Below are 16,857 nucleotides of genomic sequence, written 5' to 3' on the forward strand. Positions count from 1 at the left end.
ATGACTCACGCATTCGATTTCAAGGTGGTCCTGCGCGATACCTTGCTGGCTGGCCTGGTGGCATTGGTCGTGTTCGGGCCGATCACCGGCATCGTCCTCGATGGCTATGGTTTCAACCTGGAGCCGCGTCGGGTGGCGATCATGGTCGCCATCGTCATGGCCGGGCGTTTGTTGCTCAGTGCCTTCGGCCAGACCGCCAGCGGCAGGAAATGGATCGCCTCGTTCAAGCGTAACGAGGGCGGTGTGCATGTGCTGTCGCCGGAGCACAAGTCCAAGCTGCGCATCCTCCTGCCCCTGGTGATCCTGGTGGCTTTCGCCTTTCCGTTCCTGGCCAGCAAATACTGGCTGACGGTGATCATCCTGTGCCTGATCTACGTGTTGCTCGGCCTCGGCCTGAACATCGTGGTCGGTTTGGCCGGCTTGCTCGACCTCGGCTACGTAGGCTTCTACGCCATCGGCGCCTACGGCCTGGCGCTGGGTTACCAGTACCTGGGCCTGGGCTTCTGGAGCATGTTGCCCATCGCCGCGGTGATGGCGGCGGTGGCTGGGGCGATCCTCGGTTTCCCGGTGTTGCGCATGCACGGCGATTACCTGGCCATCGTCACCCTCGGCTTCGGCGAGATCATCCGCCTGGTGCTGAACAACTGGATGGAGTTCACCAATGGCCCGAACGGTGTCTCGGCGCCGGCGATCACCTTCTTCGGCATCGAGTTCGGGCGCCGGGCCAAGGAGGGCGGTGTGCCGCTGCACGAACTGCTGGGGATCAGCTACAACCCCAACACCAGCATGATCGTGATCTACGGCGTCCTGTTCCTCGTGGTGCTGGCCGTGCTCTACATCAAGCATCGGCTGACGCGCATGCCGGTCGGGCGTGCCTGGGAAGCGCTGCGCGAGGACGAAATCGCCTGCCGCGCCATGGGCCTCAACCATGTGCTGGTCAAGCTCTCGGCGTTCATGATCGGTGCCTCCACCGCCGGCCTGGCCGGGGTGTTCTTCGCCACTTACCAGGGCTTCATCAACCCGGCCTCGTTCAACTTCTTCGAGTCGGTGCTGGTGCTGGCCATCGTCGTCCTCGGCGGCCTGGGCTCGACCACCGGGGTGGTGATTTCCGCTTTCGTCATGACCCTGCTGTTCGAGCTGCTGCGCGAATTCGGCGACATCCGCATGCTGGTATTCGGCGTCCTCATGGTGCTGATGATGATCTGGCGGCCGCGCGGCCTGGTACGTATCAGCCGAACCGGCTACGCGATCCGCAAGGGAGTCGCCCCATGAGCAATGAACTGATTCTCTCGGTCGACAGCCTGATGATGCACTTCGGTGGCATCAAGGCGCTCAACGACGTCAACTTCAGCATCAAGCGCCATTCGATCTCCGCCCTGATCGGCCCCAACGGTGCCGGCAAGACCACGGTGTTCAACTGCCTGACCGGTTTCTATTCGGCCACCGGTGGCAGCATCAAGCTCAATGCCCAGGACACCACGACCAACGTGATCCAGATACTCGGCGAGCAGTTCCAGCCGGAGGATTTCGTGCGCCCCCGGCAGTTTGGTTCGCGGCTCTGGTTCAAGCTGTTCGGCGGCACCCACCTGGTCAACCGTGCCGGCCTGGCGCGCACCTTCCAGAACATCCGTTTGTTCAAGGAAATGTCGGTGGTGGAGAACCTGCTGGTGGCCCAGCACATGAACGCCAACCGCAACATGCTCGCCGGCATCCTCAACACCCCGGGCTTTCGCCGCAAGGAAGAGCAACTGCTCGACCACGCCTTCTACTGGCTGGAAGTGGTCGATCTGGTCGACTGCGCCAACCGTCTGGCCGGCGAGCTGTCCTACGGCCAGCAACGGCGCCTGGAGATCGCCCGGGCCATGTGCACCAAGCCCGAGCTGATCTGCCTGGACGAGCCGGCCGCCGGCCTCAACCCGGCCGAGACCCATGCCCTGAGCAAGATCATCCGCCGCCTGCGCGACGAGCATGAAATTACCGTGCTGCTGATCGAGCACGACATGGGCATGGTGATGGGCATCTCCGACCATATCGTCGTGCTCGAATACGGCAACGTGATTGCCCAGGGCACGCCGGAGCAGATCAAGAACGACCCCAAAGTGATCGCTGCCTACCTCGGCGCGGAAGAAGAGGACGTGGCATGAGTTCGCCGCTACTGGAGTTCAAGAACGTCGACGTGCACTACGGGCCGATCCAGGCGCTGAAGTCGGTCAACCTGCACATCAACAGCGGCGAGACGGTGAGCCTGATCGGCGCCAACGGCGCCGGCAAGTCGACCCTGCTGATGTCGATCTTCGGCCAGCCGCGCGCCAGCGGCGGGCAGATCGTCTACCAGGGTATCGACATCACCCAGAAGACCGCGCATTACGTGGCTTCCAACGGTATCGCGCAGTCGCCGGAAGGGCGTCGGGTATTCCCCGACATGAGTGTGGAGGAGAACCTGCTGATGGGCACCATTCCCATTGGCACCGCCCACGCGGACGAGGATATCCAGCGCATGTTCGAGCTGTTCCCGCGCTTGAAGGAGCGGCGCAACCAGCGCTCGATGACCATGTCCGGCGGCGAGCAGCAGATGCTCGCCATCGCCCGCGCGCTGATGAGCCGGCCCAAGCTGTTGCTGCTCGACGAGCCGTCCCTCGGCCTGGCGCCCATCGTGGTCAAGCAGATCTTCGCCACCTTGCGCGAGCTGGCACAGACCGGCATGACCATCTTCCTGGTCGAGCAGAACGCCAACCACGCGCTGAAACTGTCGGATCGCGCCTACGTGATGGTCACCGGCGAGATCCGCATGAGCGGCACGGGGGCGGAACTGCTGGGTAACGAAGAGGTGAGGAACGCGTACCTGGGCGGGCATTGAGAAGAGCTATAAGCCCGTCATTCTCGTGAAGGCGGGACAGCGGCTCCATCGCTGAACAGCGCTTGCGCTGGCCCGAAGGGGAATAATCCAATGCCTCGAGTCTTCTGGATTCCCGCCTGCGCGGGAATGACGACAAGGCAAAATGTCCGGCTCTCGAAGCTGACGTCCTAATAGCGCTATCGCCGATAGGCAGATAAACGAACGCCCCGATATCGGGGCGTTCGTTTTGGTCTGACGTGAGCGTGTGGTCAGGGCGCGAGGGCGACCAGGCCGGCGTGTTGCACCAGTTCCAGCAGCGGCTGCGGGTAGACGCCAAGGAGGAAGGCGAGGGCGGCGACCAACAGCAGCATCACGCCGCCGGCGCGCTGGGCCCATTGCAGTTCGGCATCGTGGCTGCGCAGGTTCGGCTCGACGAGGAACAGGGTGACCATCACGCGCAGGTAATAGAACACGCCGATGGCGCTACCGACGATCAGCGTACCGAGCAACCACCATTGTTCGGATTGCACGCCGGCGGCGACCACGTAGAACTTGCCGATGAAGCCCGAGGTCAGCGGAATGCCGGCCAGCGACAGCATCATCACGGTCAGCACGGCGGTCAGGTACGGACGGCGCCAGAACAGGCCACGGTATTCGTACAGGGCGTCGGCATCGCGGCCACTGTAGGGCGTGGACATCAGCGTGATCACACCGAAGGCACCCAGGCTGGTCAGCACGTAGGTGGCGGCGTACACGCCGATGGCTTCCACGGCCAGGCCCTTGCTGGCGATCAGGGCGATGACCAGATAACCCAGGTGAGCGATGGACGAATAACCGAGCAGGCGCTTGAGGTTGCTTTGCAGCAACGCGAGCAGGTTGCCGAACAGGATCGAAGCGATGGCGATGAGGCTCAGTAGGTCGTTCAGCCAGCCGCCGGCGAAGGCCGGCGACACCTGGTACAGGCGTACCAGCACGGCGATCACTGCCACCTTGCTCGCGGTGGCGAGGAACGCGGCTACCGGGGCTGGGGCGCCTTCGTAGACGTCCGGGGTCCAGAGGTGGAAGGGCACCAGCGACAGCTTGAAGCACAGCCCGACCAGCATCATGCCGATGCCAACCTGCACCAGCAGGCCCTGACCGCCGCTGGCCGCCAGGCTGGCGCCAATGCCGGCGAAGCTCAGGCTGCCGGATTCGGCGAACAGCAGGGCCATGCCGAACAGCAGGAAGGCCGAGCCGGCGGCGGACAGCACCATGTACTTGATGCCGGCTTCCAGCGAACGCTTGTTGAAGAAGGCATAGGCGATCATGCCGTAGGTCGGCACCGACAGCAGTTCCAAGCCGATGAACAGGCCGGCCAGGTGCTGGGCGCTGACCAGCACCATGCCGCCCAGGGCCGAGATCAGCATCAGCAGGTACAGCTCTTCGCGGTTGCCTGGATAACCCTTGCCCGAGTCACCACCCAGGTAGGCATGGATCAAGGTCAGGCAGGCCAGGGCCGCGATCAGCACCAGCGCCATGTAGAAGCAGGCGTAGTTGTCGATCAGCAGCAGCGAGGTGACTGCGATGGGCGTGACCTTGAGCACTGGCAGCAGCGACAGCAGGGTCAGGTTCAGGCCCACGACCGAAAGACCGAAGGTCATGGCGTGGTTGCGCTTCCAGGCGATGGCCAGCATCACCACGACGATGGTTGCGGTGATGACCAGCAGCGGCAGGAGAGCGATGAAGTGTTGAGTTGTCAGTTGCATAGCTCTACTTACCGAGTTGGTTGAGGGCGCCTTCCATCCACAGGTGCACACCGTTCATGGTGGCTGCGGAGGTATCGAGCACCGGCTGCGGGTAGACGCCGAGCAGGATCAGCAGGACCGCCAGGCCCAGCACCATGCTCAACTCGCGGGCCTTGAGGCCCTCCAGCGGGGTGTCCGACTTGGCAGGGCCGAAGTAGGCGCGATGGATCATGATCAGCGAGTAGACCGAGCCCAGCACCAGGCCGGTCGCCGCCAGTACGGTGACCCACGGGGCGATCTTGAAGCTGCCGATCAGGATCAGGAATTCGCCGACGAAGTTGCCGGTGCCAGGCAGGCCCAGCGCCGCTGCGGCGAAGAACAGGCTGATCGCCGGCAGCCAGGGCAGGCGCGCCCAGATACCGCCCATCTGGCGCATGTCACGGGTGTGGATGCGCTCGTAGAGCTGGCCGCTGAGGATGAACAGAGCGGCGGCGGACAGGCCGTGGGCGACCATCTGTACCACCGCGCCCTGCAGGGCTATCTGGCTGCCGGAGTAGATGGCGATCAGCACGAAGCCCATGTGCGAGATGCTGGAGTAGGCGATCAGGCGCTTGATGTCGGTCTGGGCGAACGACAGCAGTGCGCCGTAGACGATGGCGAACACGCCGAGCCACATGGCGATCGGCGCGAACTCGGCCGAGGCGTTGGGGAACAGCGGCAGGGCGAAGCGCATCAGGCCGTAGGCGGCGGTTTTCAGCAGGATACCGGCCAGGTCGACGGAACCAGCGGTCGGTGCCTGGGCATGCGCATCGGGCAGCCAGGAGTGCAGCGGCACCACCGGGAACTTCACCGCGAAGGCGATGAAGAAACCGAGCATCAGCAGGTATTCGGCGGTCGCGGAGAACTGGGTCTTGAGCAGGTCGGCGTAGTTGAAGGTCAGCACGCCGGTCTGGCTGAAGTTGATGAATACCAGGGCCAGGATCGCCACCAGCATCACCAGGCCGCTGGCCTGGGTGTAGATGAAGAACTTGGTGGCGGCGAAGATACGGGTCTTGCCGTCGCTGCCGCTATGACCCCAGAGCGCGATGAGGAAGTACATCGGCACCAGCATCATTTCCCAGAAGAAGAAGAACAGGAACAGGTCGATGGCGAGGAACACCCCGACCACCGCGCCGAGTATCCACATCAGGTTGAGGTGGAAGAAGCCGATGCGTTTGTCGATCTCGTTCCACGAGCAGAGTACCGAGAGCACGCCGAGCAGGCCGGTGAGGACGACCATCAGGACCGACAAACCGTCCATGGCGAGGTGGATGGTGATGCCGAGACGCTCGATCCACTGCACCTTGAACTCGTGGGCCCATTGCGGGGCGCCACCCGGCGCGGGTGCCATGTTGAAGTCGCCGGTCAGCCACAGCCACAGGCCGAGGCCGAACAGCAGGGTCATGGTCAGCAGAGCGATCCAGCGCGGCAGCTTGTTGCCGAAGCGCTCGGTCTGCCAACAGAGCAGACCGCCGATGAAGGGGATCAGGATTAGCCAGGGCAGAATCATAGCGGGCTACATTCCTTAATTCAGAAACAGGATGACGGCGAGCGCCAGCACGGCGCCCCCGACGATAGACGCGGCGTACCAGCGGATCTGACCGGTCTCGCTGCGGCTCAGCAGGGCGTTACCGCCCCGGGCAGCGCGCGGGATCAGGCTGATGCAGCGGTCGATCGGGTCACGGCCGAGCAGGCGCGTCAGCAGCAGGTAGGGCTTGACGAACAGCAGGTCGTACAGCCAGTCGAAGCCCCAGGCCGCATACCACCAGGCCGAGAGCAGGCGGCCCGGAGCGCTGTTGGCGACTGCCGTGGCGAAGCTGCGCTTGCCGAGGAACAGCAGGGCGGCGAGCAGGATACCGGCCAGGGCGATGGCGCCCGAGGCGATTTCCAGGCTGTGCTGGCCTTCGCCACCGGCATGGCCGACGCTCTGCGGCAGCACGTCGTGCAGCGGCGGGGTGATCCAGGCGCCGATGAAGGTCGACAGCACGATCAGCACGATCAGCGGCAGGTTGTGGGCGATGCCATGGCCGGCGTGGGCCTCGGTCTTCTGCTCGCCGTGGAAGGCGATGAAGATCAGGCGGAAGGTGTAGATCGAGGTCATGAAGGCGCCGACCAGGCCGGCGTAGAGCAGGCCCTGGTGACCGCTGGCGAAGGCTTCCCAGAGGATCTCGTCCTTGGAGTAGAAGCCGACGGTGATCAGCGGCAGGGCGGCCAGGGCCGAACCACCGACGATGAAACTGGCGTAGGCCAGCGGCAGCTTCTTCCACAAACCGCCCATCTTGAAGATGTTCTGCTCGTGGTGGCAGGCATTGATCACCGCGCCGGAGGCGAGGAACAGCAGGGCCTTGAAGAATGCGTGGGTCATCAGATGGAAGATCGCCGCGTCCCAGGCACCGACGCCGAGGGCGAGGAACATGTAGCCGATCTGGCTCATGGTCGAGTAGGCGAGGATGCGCTTGATGTCGGTCTGCACCAGGGCGGCGAAGCCGGCCAGGACCAGGGTCACGCCGCCGACGATGCCGACCAGTTCGAGGATGTCCGGGGTCAGCAGGAACAGGCCGTGGGTCCGGGCGATCAGGTACACGCCGGCGGTGACCATGGTCGCGGCGTGGATCAGTGCCGATACCGGCGTCGGGCCGGCCATCGCATCGGCCAGCCAGGTCTGCAGCGGCAACTGCGCGGATTTACCCACGGCACCGCCGAGCAGCATCAGCGTGGCGACCCACAACCAGGTGTCGCCCTGCACGTATTTCTGCGGCGCCAGTACCATCAGCTCCTGGATGTTCAGGGTGCCGAGGTGGATGAACAGCAGGAACAGGCCGACCATCAGGAACACATCGCCGATGCGGGTGACGATGAAGGCTTTCAGCGCGGCGTTGCCGTTCTTGCGTTGGCCGTAGTAGAAGCCGATCAGCAGGTAGGAGCAGAGGCCCACGCCTTCCCAGCCGAAGAACAGCGTCATCAGGTTATCGCCGAGCACCAGCAGCAACATGCTGAAGATGAACAGGTTGGTGTAGGCGAAGAAGCGCGAATAGCCGCTCTCGCCACGCAGGTACCAACTGGCGAACAGGTGGATCAGGAAGCCCACGCCTGTGACCACGCCGAGCATGGTCACCGACAGGCCGTCCAGGTACAGGGTGAAGCTCGGCGCCAGGCCATCGACGTTCATCCACTGCCACAGGACCTGGGTGAACACGCCGTTGGCCGGTGGTGCGACGTTGAACTGGAAGATCGTCCAGGCGGCGGTCAGCGCGCTCAGGCCAATCGAGCCGACGCCGATGACGGCGCTGGCGTTCTCGCCGAGGCGGCCCCGCGAAAAGGCCAGGATGAACCAGCCCAGCAGGGGAAACACGAGGGTCAGAAAGAGAAGGTTCATCCGCGCATCTCACTGGCAGCGTCGATATCCAGGGTGTTGAAGCGGCGATACAACTGCAGCAGGATCGCCAGGCCGATGCTGGCCTCGGCGGCTGCCAGGGTGATCACCAGAATGAACATTACCTGCCCGTCGGGTTGCACCCAGCGGCTGCCGGCGACGACGAAGGCCAGGGCGGTGGCGTTCATCATCACTTCCAGGCTCATCAGGATGAACAGGATGTTGCGGCGCACCATCAGGCCGATCAGGCCCAGGCTGAACAGCACGGCGGCCAGGGCCAGGCCGTGCTCCATCGGGATCGCATTCATGGCGTGATGTCCTTAGCTTCGTGGCGGCCCAGGTGGTAGGCGGCGACCAGCGCACCGAGCAGCAGCATGGAGGCCAGTTCGACGACCAGCAGGTATGGGCCGAACAGGCTGATACCGACAGCCTTGGCGTCGATGGTGGTGGTGCCGACCAGCGCGTTGCTCGGGCTGTGGAACAGGCTGTACAGCACCTGGGCCAGCAGCAGCACGCTGAGAACCGACGGGCCGACCCAGATGCCGGGCTTGAGCCACTGGCGTTCCTGTTCGGCGGCCGCCGGGCCGAGGTTGAGCATCATCACCACGAAGACGAACAGCACCATGATCGCGCCGGCGTAGACGATGATTTCCAGCGCGCCGGCGAACGGTGCGCCGATGGCGAAGAAGGTCATCGCCACGGCCAGCAGCGAGATAATGAGATAGAGCAGGGCATGCACGGGGTTGGTGTTGGTCACCACCCGTACGGTGGAGGCCACGGCGATACCCGCGGCGAAGTAGAAAGCGAATTCCATCATTCGTCCTTAGGGCAGCAGGCTCTTCACGTTGATCGGTTCGGCTTCGTTCTGCGCGGTGCCTTTCGGCTTGCCGGCGATGGCCATGCCGGCGACGCGGTAGAAGTTGTAGTCCGGGTTCTTGCCTGGGCCGGAGATCAGCAGATCTTCCTTCTCGTACACCAGGTCCTGGCGCTTGTACTCGCCCATCTCGAAATCCGGGGTGAGCTGGATCGCGGTGGTCGGGCAGGCTTCCTCGCACAGGCCGCAGAAGATGCAGCGCGAGAAGTTGATGCGGAAGAAGTCCGGGTACCAGCGACCGTCTTCGGTCTCGGCCTTCTGCAGCGAGATGCAGCCGACCGGGCAGGCCACGGCGCACAGGTTGCAGGCTACGCAGCGTTCTTCACCGTCGGGGTCGCGGGTCAGGACGATACGGCCACGGTAGCGCGGCGGCAGGTAGACCGGTTCTTCGGGGTATTGCAGGGTGTCGCGCTTGCGGAAGCCATGGCCGAAGACCATGACCAGGCTGCGCAGTTGGGTGCCGGTACCGACCAGAACGTCCCATATGTATTTGAACATCGTCTTTCTCCTTACTGGGCCGCGGCCAGCACGAGTGCGCCGGTCACCAGCAGGTTGATCAGAGTCAGCGGGAGGCAGAACTTCCAGCTGAACGCCATGACCTGGTCATACCGCGGGCGCGGGATCGAGGCGCGCAGGAGGATGAAGATCATGATGAAGAAGCAGGTCTTGAGGGCGAACCAGATGAACGGGATCTGCGGCAGGATGCCGAACGGCCCGTGCCAGCCGCCGAAGAACAGGGTCACCAGCAGCGCCGAGATGGTCACGATGGCGACGTATTCACCGACGAAGAACATGCCCCATTTCATGCCGGCGTATTCGATGTGGTAACCGTCGGCCAGCTCCTGCTCCGCTTCCGGCTGGTCGAAGGGGTGACGGTGAGTCACGGCCACGCCGGCGATGAAGAAGGTACAGAAACCGAAGAACTGCGGAATGATGAACCACAGGTTGTTGGCCTGGTAGTCGACGATGTCGCGCATGTTGAACGAGCCGACCTGGGCGATCACACCCATCAGCGACAGGGCCAGGAACACCTCGTAGGAGATGGTCTGGGCCGAGGCGCGCAAGCTGCCGAGCAGGGCGAACTTGTTGTTGCTCGACCAGCCGGCGAACAGCACGGCGTAGACCGACAGGCCGGCCATGGCGAAGAAGAACAGGATGCCGATGTTCAGGTCCGCCACGCCCCAGCCCGGGGTCACCGGGATGATGGCGAAGGCCATCAGCATGGCGGCGAAGGCGATCATCGGCGCGAGCATGAAGATCAGCTTGTCGGCGAACGGCGGCGTCCAGTCTTCCTTGAAGAACATCTTCAGCATGTCCGCGGCGATCTGGAACATGCCGAACGGGCCAACGCGGTTCGGGCCGTAGCGGTCCTGCCACCAGCCGAGCAGACGGCGCTCGACGAAGCTGAGCAGGGCGCCACACACCACCACCGCGAGGAGGATCACGATGGCTTTGAGGACCGCGACGATGACGTCGACGATTTCAGGTGTCAGCCAACTCATTGCGCGGCCTCCACGATGGCGGTGATCACGCTGCCGGCGATGGCCGCCGGGATGCCCGGCAGGCCAGCCGGCAGGCCGGCGAGGCCGATGGCCAGCTCTTCACGTACCTGCAGCGGCAGACGCAGGGTCTGGCCGTTGACGGTCAGGGCGAGCAGGGCGCCATCGTTGACGCCGAGGCGGTCGGCTTCTTCCTTGGCCAGGGCCACATAAGGCTGCGGGATGCGTTCCTGAACCGGCTTGGCGCGCGACGAGTTTTCCTCGCTGCCGAAGATGTGGTGGAACGGCACGACCTGCAGGGTGCCTTGCGCCGGGTTGAAGGCGTTGGCGACGCTGAACCATGGCAGGCTGGTGCCCTTGCTTTCGATCAGGCGCACGCCCGGATCGCCCGCACGCAGGTGACCGCCGACTTCGTCCTGGAACTTGTTCCAGGCTTGTGGCGAGTTCCAGCCCGGCGACCAGGCGAACGGAATCTGCTGACGCGGTTCGACGCTGCCGGCATAGCCTTCCATGGAGAAGGCGAAGGCGCTGTCCTTGTCCTGCGGCTGGCGCGGCTCGTGCACGCTGATGTTGGCGCGCATGGCGGTACGGCCGCTGTAACGGTGCGGTTCGCGCGCCAGTTTCAGGCCCTTGATGCGGAACGAGGCGCTGGGCGCCGCGTCACGGATGCCGGCCAGTTGCGCGTTGGAGTTGGCGCAGGCCTCGGTGACCTGGTCCAGCTGGGTCCAGTCCACCGAACGGCCTTGCAGGGTGGTGTGCAGGGCGTGCAGCCAGCGCCAGCCTTCACGGATCAGAATGTCGCCGTTGTAGTAGGACGGCTCGTAGACCTGGAAGAAGCGCTGGGCGCGGCCTTCCTGGCTGACCAGGGTGCCGTCGCCTTCGGCGAAGCTGGCCGCCGGCAGCACCAGATGGGCCTTGGCGGTGGTGGCGGTCTGCTGGTGGTCGGCGACGATCACCACCTGGGCCTTGTTCAGCGCAGCGTCGACCTTGGCGACATCGGCACGGCGGTACAGGTCGTTTTCCAGGATGACCACGGCGTCGGCCTGGCCATTGCTGAGTTGATCCAGCGCGGCGTCGAGAGACTCGCCGCCGAACAGGGCCAGGCCCATGCTGTTGGCTTCCGGCACCACCAGGCTGATCGAACCGTTCTTCTCACGGTTCTTCAGGGCGTTGGCGATGTTGGCGGCGGCTTCGATCAGCGCCTTGCTGCCCAGCGATGCGCCGGAGACGATCAGCGGGCGCTTGGCGTTGAGCAGGGCAGCGGCGATACGTTGCACCAGTTCGCCGGCTTCGCTGTCGAGACCGGTCACCGCTGGAGCGCTCGGGTCGATGGCGTGGGCGACGGCGAAACCGAGGCGGGCCAGGTCGTCCGGTGCGGCGTGCACGGTCTCGGCGGCGACGTCATCCAGGCGGGTCGAGGCGACGCTGGCGATGAACAGCGGGTGCAGGGCGTGCTGGGCGACGTTCTGCACGGCGGCCATGTGCCAGTCCTGAATCCGCGCGCCGGCGGCGATCTCGGTGGCCTTGCCCTTGACTGCCTGGCGCAGGGCCAGGGCCACGCGGGCGGCGGTCTGGGTCAGGTCTTCGCCGAGGACGAAGATCGCGTCGTGGCTTTCCACGTCGCGCAGGGTCGGTACCGGCAGCGGGCCATTGCTCAGCACGTCGCGGATCAGGCGGATGTTTTCCAGCTCGCCAGCGGCGATGCCGGAGAAGTAGTTGTCGGCGCTGACCAGTTCGCGCAGGGCGAAGTTGCTTTCCAGGCTGGCGCGCGGCGAGCCGATGCCGATCACGCGCTTGCCCTTGAGCAGGTCGGCGGCCTTGTCCAGGGCGCCGTCGAGGCTCAGTTTCTGCGTGCCGAGAAGCGGCTGGCGTGGGCGGTCTTGGTTGTTCACGTAGCCATAGCCGAAGCGGCCACGGTCACACAGGAAGTACTGGTTCACCGAGCCGTTGAAGCGGTTCTCGATGCGACGCAACTCGCCGTAGCGCTCGCCGGGGCTGATGTTGCACCCGCTGGAGCAGCCGTGGCAGATGCTCGGCGCGAACTGCATGTCCCACTTGCGGTTGTAGCGTTCGGAGTGGGTCTTGTCGGTGAACACGCCGGTCGGGCAGACCTCGACCAGGTTGCCGGAGAACTCGCTTTCCAGCACGCCGTCCTCGACCCGGCCGAAGTAGACGTTGTCGTGGGCGCCATAGACGCCGAGGTCGGTGCCGCCCGCGTAGTCCTTGTAGTAGCGCACGCAGCGGTAGCAGGCGATGCAGCGGTTCATCTCATGAGCAATGAACGGGCCGAGTTCCTGGTTCTGGTGGGTGCGCTTGGTGAAACGGTAGCGACGGGCGTTGTGGCCGGTCATCACCGTCATGTCCTGCAGGTGGCAGTGACCGCCTTCCTCGCACACCGGGCAGTCGTGCGGGTGGTTGGTCATCAGCCATTCGACGACGCTTTTACGGAAGGCCTTGGATTCTTCATCGTCGATGGAGATCCAGGTGTTGTCGGTGGCGGGGGTCATGCAGGACATGACGATGCGACCACGTTTGTCGTTCTCGTCGGTGTACTGCTTCACCGCGCACTGGCGGCAGGCGCCGACGCTGCCGAGCGCCGGGTGCCAGCAGAAGTAGGGGATGTCGAGTCCGAGGGACAGACAGGCCTGTAGCAGGTTGTCCGCACCATCGACTTCAAGATCTTTGCCGTCTACGTGGATAGTGGCCATTTTCTTCAGTCTTCGTTTGCCCACTCGAAAGTGGACGGGCTAAGGGAATTCTTGTTGTCACCTGGGCCGGACGGCGCCATCGCGCCCACTGGTCCGGCCATCGGGGTCATACCGCGTGTGCCGCCACCTTGGGCAGGATCACCTCGGCGGCTACGCCGGCTTCGAACTCTTCACGGAAGTACTTGATCGCACTGCCCAGCGGCTCCACGGCACCTGGCGCATGGGCGCAGAAGGTCTTGCCGGGGCCGAGGAAGTTGACCAGGCCGAGCAGGGTGTCGATGTCTTCGCGCGAGCCCTGCTTGCGCTCCAGGGCACGGAGGATCTTCACGCTCCAGGGCAGGCCGTCGCGGCACGGGGTGCACCAGCCGCAGGACTCGCGGGCGAAGAACTCTTCCATGTTGCGCAGTAGCGAGACCATGTTCACCGTGTTGTCGATGGCCAGGGCCAGGCCGGTGCCCATGCGGGTGCCGACCTTGCCGATACCGGCGGCGTACATCTGTGCCTCAAGGTGTTCCGGCAGCAGGAAGCCGGTGCCGGCGCCGCCCGGCTGCCAGGCTTTCAGGGTGTAGCCGTCGCGCATGCCGCCGGCGTAGTCCTCGAACAGCTCGCGGGCCTGGATGCCGAAGGGCAGTTCCCAGATGCCGGGGTTCTTGACCTTGCCGGAGAAGCCCATCAGTTTGGTGCCGTGGTCTTCGCTGCCTTCGCGGGCCAGGGATTTGTACCAGTCCACGCCGTTGGCGACGATGGCCGGCACGTTGCACAGGGTCTCGACGTTGTTCACGCAGGTCGGCTTGCCCCACACGCCGACGGCAGCCGGGAACGGTGGCTTGGAGCGCGGGTTGGCGCGGCGGCCTTCGAGGGAGTTGATCAGCGCGGTTTCCTCGCCGCAGATGTAACGCCCGGCGCCGGTGTGTACGAACAGCTCGAAATCGAAGCCGCTGCCGAGGATGTTCTTGCCCAGCAGGCCGGCGGCCTTGGCTTCGTCGATGGCGCGGTTGAGGTTGCGCGCCGCGTCGACGTATTCGCCGCGCAGGAAGATGTAGCCACGGTAGGCCTTCAGCGCGCGGGCGCTGATCAGCATGCCTTCCACCAACAGGTGCGGCAGCTGCTCCATGAGCATGCGGTCCTTCCAGGTGTTGGGCTCCATTTCGTCCGCGTTGCACAGCAGGTAGCGGATATTCATGGACTCGTCGTTGGGCATCAGGCCCCATTTGACGCCGGTGGGGAAGCCCGCACCGCCACGGCCCTTGAGGCCGGAATCCTTGACCGTCTGCACGATGTCGGCCTGGGCCATCTCGCCCAGGGCCTTGCGCGCGGCGGCGTAGCCGTTCTTCTGCTGGTATTCGTCGAGCCACACCGGCTGGGCGTCGTCGCGCAGGCGCCAGGTCAGCGGGTGGCTTTCCTCGGTGCGGGCGATGTGGTTGATCGGCCCGTGGGAGGTGAGGATGGTCGAGCTGCGGCTGGTCATTGGAAGCTCTCCAGCAGGTTGGCGACGCTGCCCGGCTGGACGTCGCCGAAGGTTTCGTCGTCGATCATCATCGCCGGCGCCTTGTCGCAGTTGCCCAGGCAGCACACCGGCAGCAGGGTGAAGCGGCCGTCGGCGGTAGTCTGCCCGGGCACGATGCCGAGCTGGTTCTTGATGCTGTCCAGCACGCTTTCGTGGCCGCCGACGTAGCAGGTCATGCTGTCGCACACGCGGATCACGTGGCGGCCGACCGGCTGGCGGAAGATCTGGCTGTAGAACGTAGCGACGCCTTCGACGTCGCTGGCCGGGATGCCGAGGATCGCGCCGATCGCATCGGCGGCGCCGTCTGGCACCCAGCCTCGCTGCTTCTGGACGATCTTCAGGGCTTCGATGGACGCCGCACGCGGGTCCTCGTAGTGGTGCATTTCGTGCTCGATGGCCGAGCGTTCGGTTTCGCTGAGGACGAAACGGTCGGTCTGGATCAGGGCTGCGTTGCTCATGGTGTTCTCCTCAGCGATCCACGTCGGCCATGACGAAGTCGATACTGCCCAGGTACGCGATCAGGTCGGCGACCATGCTGCCGCGGATCACCGAAGGGATCTGCTGCAGGTGGGCGAAGCTCGGCGTACGGATGCGCGTGCGGTAGCTCATGGTGCTGCCGTCGCTGGTCAGGTAATAGCTGTTGATGCCCTTGGTCGCCTCGATCATCTGGAAGGCTTCGTTGGCCGGCATGACCGGGCCCCAGGAAACCTGCAGGAAGTGGGTGATCAGGGTTTCGATGTGTTGCAGGGTGCGTTCTTTCGGCGGCGGCGTGGTCAGCGGGTGATCCGCCTTGTACGGGCCTTCCGGCATGTTCTTCAGGCACTGGTCGATGATGCGGATGCTCTGGCGCATCTCTTCGACACGGACCATGCAGCGGTCATAGGCATCGCCGTTGTGGGCCAGCGGCACTTCGAACTCGAAGTTTTCGTAGCCGGAATAGGGGCGAGCCTTGCGCAGGTCGAAGTCGCAGCCGGTGGAGCGCAGGCCGGCACCGGTGGTGCCCCATTCCAGGGCTTCCTTGGTGTTGTATTGCGCAACGCCGATGGTACGGCCCTTGAGGATGCTGTTCTTCAGCGCGGCCTTGGTGTACTCGTCGAGGCGCTTGGGCAGCCAGTCGACGAATTCCTTGACCAGCTTGTCCCAGCCGCGCGGCAGGTCGTGGGCGACGCCACCGATGCGGTACCAGGCCGGGTGCAGGCGGAAGCCGGTGATGGCCTCGATCACCTTGTAGGCCCGCTGGCGGTCGGTGAAGGTGAAGAACACCGGGGTCATGGCGCCGACGTCCTGGATATAGGTACCCAGGAACAGCAGGTGGCTGGTGATGCGGAAGAACTCGGCCATCATGATGCGGATGGTGTCGACCTTCTGCGGCACCTTGATCCCGGCCAGTTTCTCCACCGAGAGCACGTAGGGCAGGTTGTTCATCACCCCGCCGAGGTAGTCGATGCGGTCGGTGTAGGGGATGAAGCTGTGCCAGCTCTGGCGCTCGGCCATTTTCTCGGCACCCCGGTGGTGGTAACCGATCTCCGGCACGCAATCGACGATCTCTTCGCCGTCGAGCTGCAGGATGATACGGAACGCACCGTGCGCGGAGGGGTGGTTCGGGCCCAGGTTGAGGAACATGTAGTCCTCGTGGGCGCCGCCGCGCTTCATGCCCCAGTCTTCCGGGTTGAAGCGCGCTGCTTCTTCTTCGTGCTGCTGCTTGGCCAGGGTCAGGCTGAACGGGTCGAACTCGGTGGCGCGCGCCGGGTAGTCCTTGCGCAGCGGGTGACCTTCCCAAGTCGGCGGCATCATGATGCGCGACAGGTGCGGGTGGCCGGTGAAGGTGATGCCGTAGAGGTCCCAGACTTCGCGCTCGTACCAGTTGGCGTTGGGCCAGATGCCGGTGACGCTGGGCAGGGTCAGGTCGCGCTCGTCGAGGGCGACCTTGATCATCACGTCGCTGTTACGCTCCAGCGACATGAGGTGGTAGAAAACGGTGAAGTCCGCACCCGGCAGGCCACGGCGATGAGTACGCAGGCGCTCGTCGACGCCATGCAGGTCGTACAGCATGACGTAGGGGCGGGGCAGGTTGCGCAGGAAGCGCAGCACTTCGACCAGGTGCTCGCGGGCAACCCAGAGAACCGGCATGCCGGTGCGGGTGGCCTGGGCGGTGAAGGCCTCGGCACCAAAACGGGAATTCAGCTCGGCGACCACATCTTGGTCGTCGGCCTTGTACGGCGGTATGGACAGAACGCTGTCTGCAGTCATGATCTCGGTCGCTATCGGTCAACGGCGTCAATGAAAAGCGTGGCTCG

General features: G+C 64.5%; 14 protein-coding genes. 3 read left to right on the plus strand and 11 right to left on the minus strand.

All coding sequences use genetic code 11. The features are described from left to right. Genes livM through ACSZPK_RS07425 form a run of 3 tightly spaced genes read left to right on the plus strand, consistent with a single transcriptional unit; the run spans position 1 to position 2,857 of the window. Positions 1-1,272, plus strand: a complete 1,272-nt coding sequence (gene livM, locus ACSZPK_RS07415; protein ID WP_437880789.1) for a high-affinity branched-chain amino acid ABC transporter permease LivM — start codon at positions 1-3, stop codon at positions 1,270-1,272. After that, a complete protein-coding gene (locus ACSZPK_RS07420) occupies positions 1,269-2,144 on the plus strand; it encodes an ABC transporter ATP-binding protein (protein ID WP_437880790.1) in 876 nt (291 codons plus the stop codon). Before livM ends, ACSZPK_RS07420 begins: the two co-directional genes overlap by 4 nt. Next, the gene (locus tag ACSZPK_RS07425) at positions 2,141-2,857 is read left to right on the plus strand and encodes an ABC transporter ATP-binding protein (protein ID WP_437880791.1); all 717 of its coding nucleotides are present in this window, start codon (positions 2,141-2,143) and stop codon (positions 2,855-2,857) included. Before ACSZPK_RS07420 ends, ACSZPK_RS07425 begins: the two co-directional genes overlap by 4 nt. Positions 2,858-3,105: 248 nt before the next feature. Here ACSZPK_RS07425 and nuoN read toward each other — a convergent pair whose 3' ends face one another. The 11 genes from nuoN to nuoC form a co-directional block, all read right to left on the minus strand. Beyond that, positions 3,106-4,581 (minus strand): NADH-quinone oxidoreductase subunit NuoN, encoded by a 1,476-nt coding sequence (gene nuoN / locus ACSZPK_RS07430; protein WP_437880792.1) that lies wholly within the window; start codon positions 4,579-4,581, stop codon positions 3,106-3,108. Between the two features lie 4 nt (positions 4,582-4,585). Further along, entirely contained in the window at positions 4,586-6,109 is a 1,524-nt protein-coding gene (gene nuoM, locus ACSZPK_RS07435) for an NADH-quinone oxidoreductase subunit M (RefSeq protein WP_437880793.1), read from the minus strand. Between the two features lie 15 nt (positions 6,110-6,124). Next, the gene (nuoL, locus tag ACSZPK_RS07440; RefSeq protein ID WP_437880794.1) at positions 6,125-7,975 is read right to left on the minus strand and encodes an NADH-quinone oxidoreductase subunit L; all 1,851 of its coding nucleotides are present in this window, start codon (positions 7,973-7,975) and stop codon (positions 6,125-6,127) included. Continuing rightward, entirely contained in the window at positions 7,972-8,280 is a 309-nt protein-coding gene (gene nuoK / locus ACSZPK_RS07445) for an NADH-quinone oxidoreductase subunit NuoK (protein WP_437880795.1), read from the minus strand. The genes nuoL and nuoK overlap by 4 nt, the downstream gene beginning before the upstream one ends. Further along, positions 8,277-8,786: an NADH-quinone oxidoreductase subunit J gene (gene nuoJ, locus ACSZPK_RS07450; RefSeq protein ID WP_437880796.1), complete on the minus strand. Its 510-nt coding sequence runs from the start codon at positions 8,784-8,786 to the stop codon at positions 8,277-8,279. The genes nuoK and nuoJ overlap by 4 nt, the downstream gene beginning before the upstream one ends. Positions 8,787-8,795: 9 nt before the next feature. After that, positions 8,796-9,344, minus strand: a complete 549-nt coding sequence (nuoI, locus tag ACSZPK_RS07455) for an NADH-quinone oxidoreductase subunit NuoI (RefSeq protein WP_437880797.1) — start codon at positions 9,342-9,344, stop codon at positions 8,796-8,798. Positions 9,345-9,355: 11 nt separating this feature from the next. Next, positions 9,356-10,348 (minus strand): NADH-quinone oxidoreductase subunit NuoH, encoded by a 993-nt coding sequence (nuoH, locus tag ACSZPK_RS07460; RefSeq protein ID WP_437880798.1) that lies wholly within the window; start codon positions 10,346-10,348, stop codon positions 9,356-9,358. After that, positions 10,345-13,053 carry an NADH-quinone oxidoreductase subunit NuoG gene (gene nuoG, locus ACSZPK_RS07465; RefSeq protein ID WP_437880799.1) on the minus strand — a complete coding sequence of 903 codons (2,709 nt, stop codon included), beginning with the start codon at positions 13,051-13,053 and terminating at the stop codon, positions 10,345-10,347. The genes nuoH and nuoG overlap by 4 nt, the downstream gene beginning before the upstream one ends. A 106-nt stretch (positions 13,054-13,159) precedes the next feature. Then, a complete protein-coding gene (gene nuoF / locus ACSZPK_RS07470; RefSeq protein ID WP_437880800.1) occupies positions 13,160-14,521 on the minus strand; it encodes an NADH-quinone oxidoreductase subunit NuoF in 1,362 nt (453 codons plus the stop codon). After that, positions 14,518-15,018, minus strand: coding sequence for an NADH-quinone oxidoreductase subunit NuoE (gene nuoE / locus ACSZPK_RS07475; protein ID WP_437880801.1), 501 nt, complete (start codon positions 15,016-15,018; stop codon positions 14,518-14,520). The genes nuoF and nuoE overlap by 4 nt, the downstream gene beginning before the upstream one ends. Positions 15,019-15,028: 10 nt before the next feature. Next, entirely contained in the window at positions 15,029-16,810 is a 1,782-nt protein-coding gene (gene nuoC / locus ACSZPK_RS07480) for an NADH-quinone oxidoreductase subunit C/D (RefSeq protein ID WP_437880802.1), read from the minus strand. Positions 16,811-16,857 lie beyond the last annotated feature (47 nt).

Source organism: Pseudomonas sp. LRF_L74 (genome assembly GCF_965644255.1).
GTDB lineage: Bacteria > Pseudomonadota > Gammaproteobacteria > Pseudomonadales > Pseudomonadaceae > Aquipseudomonas.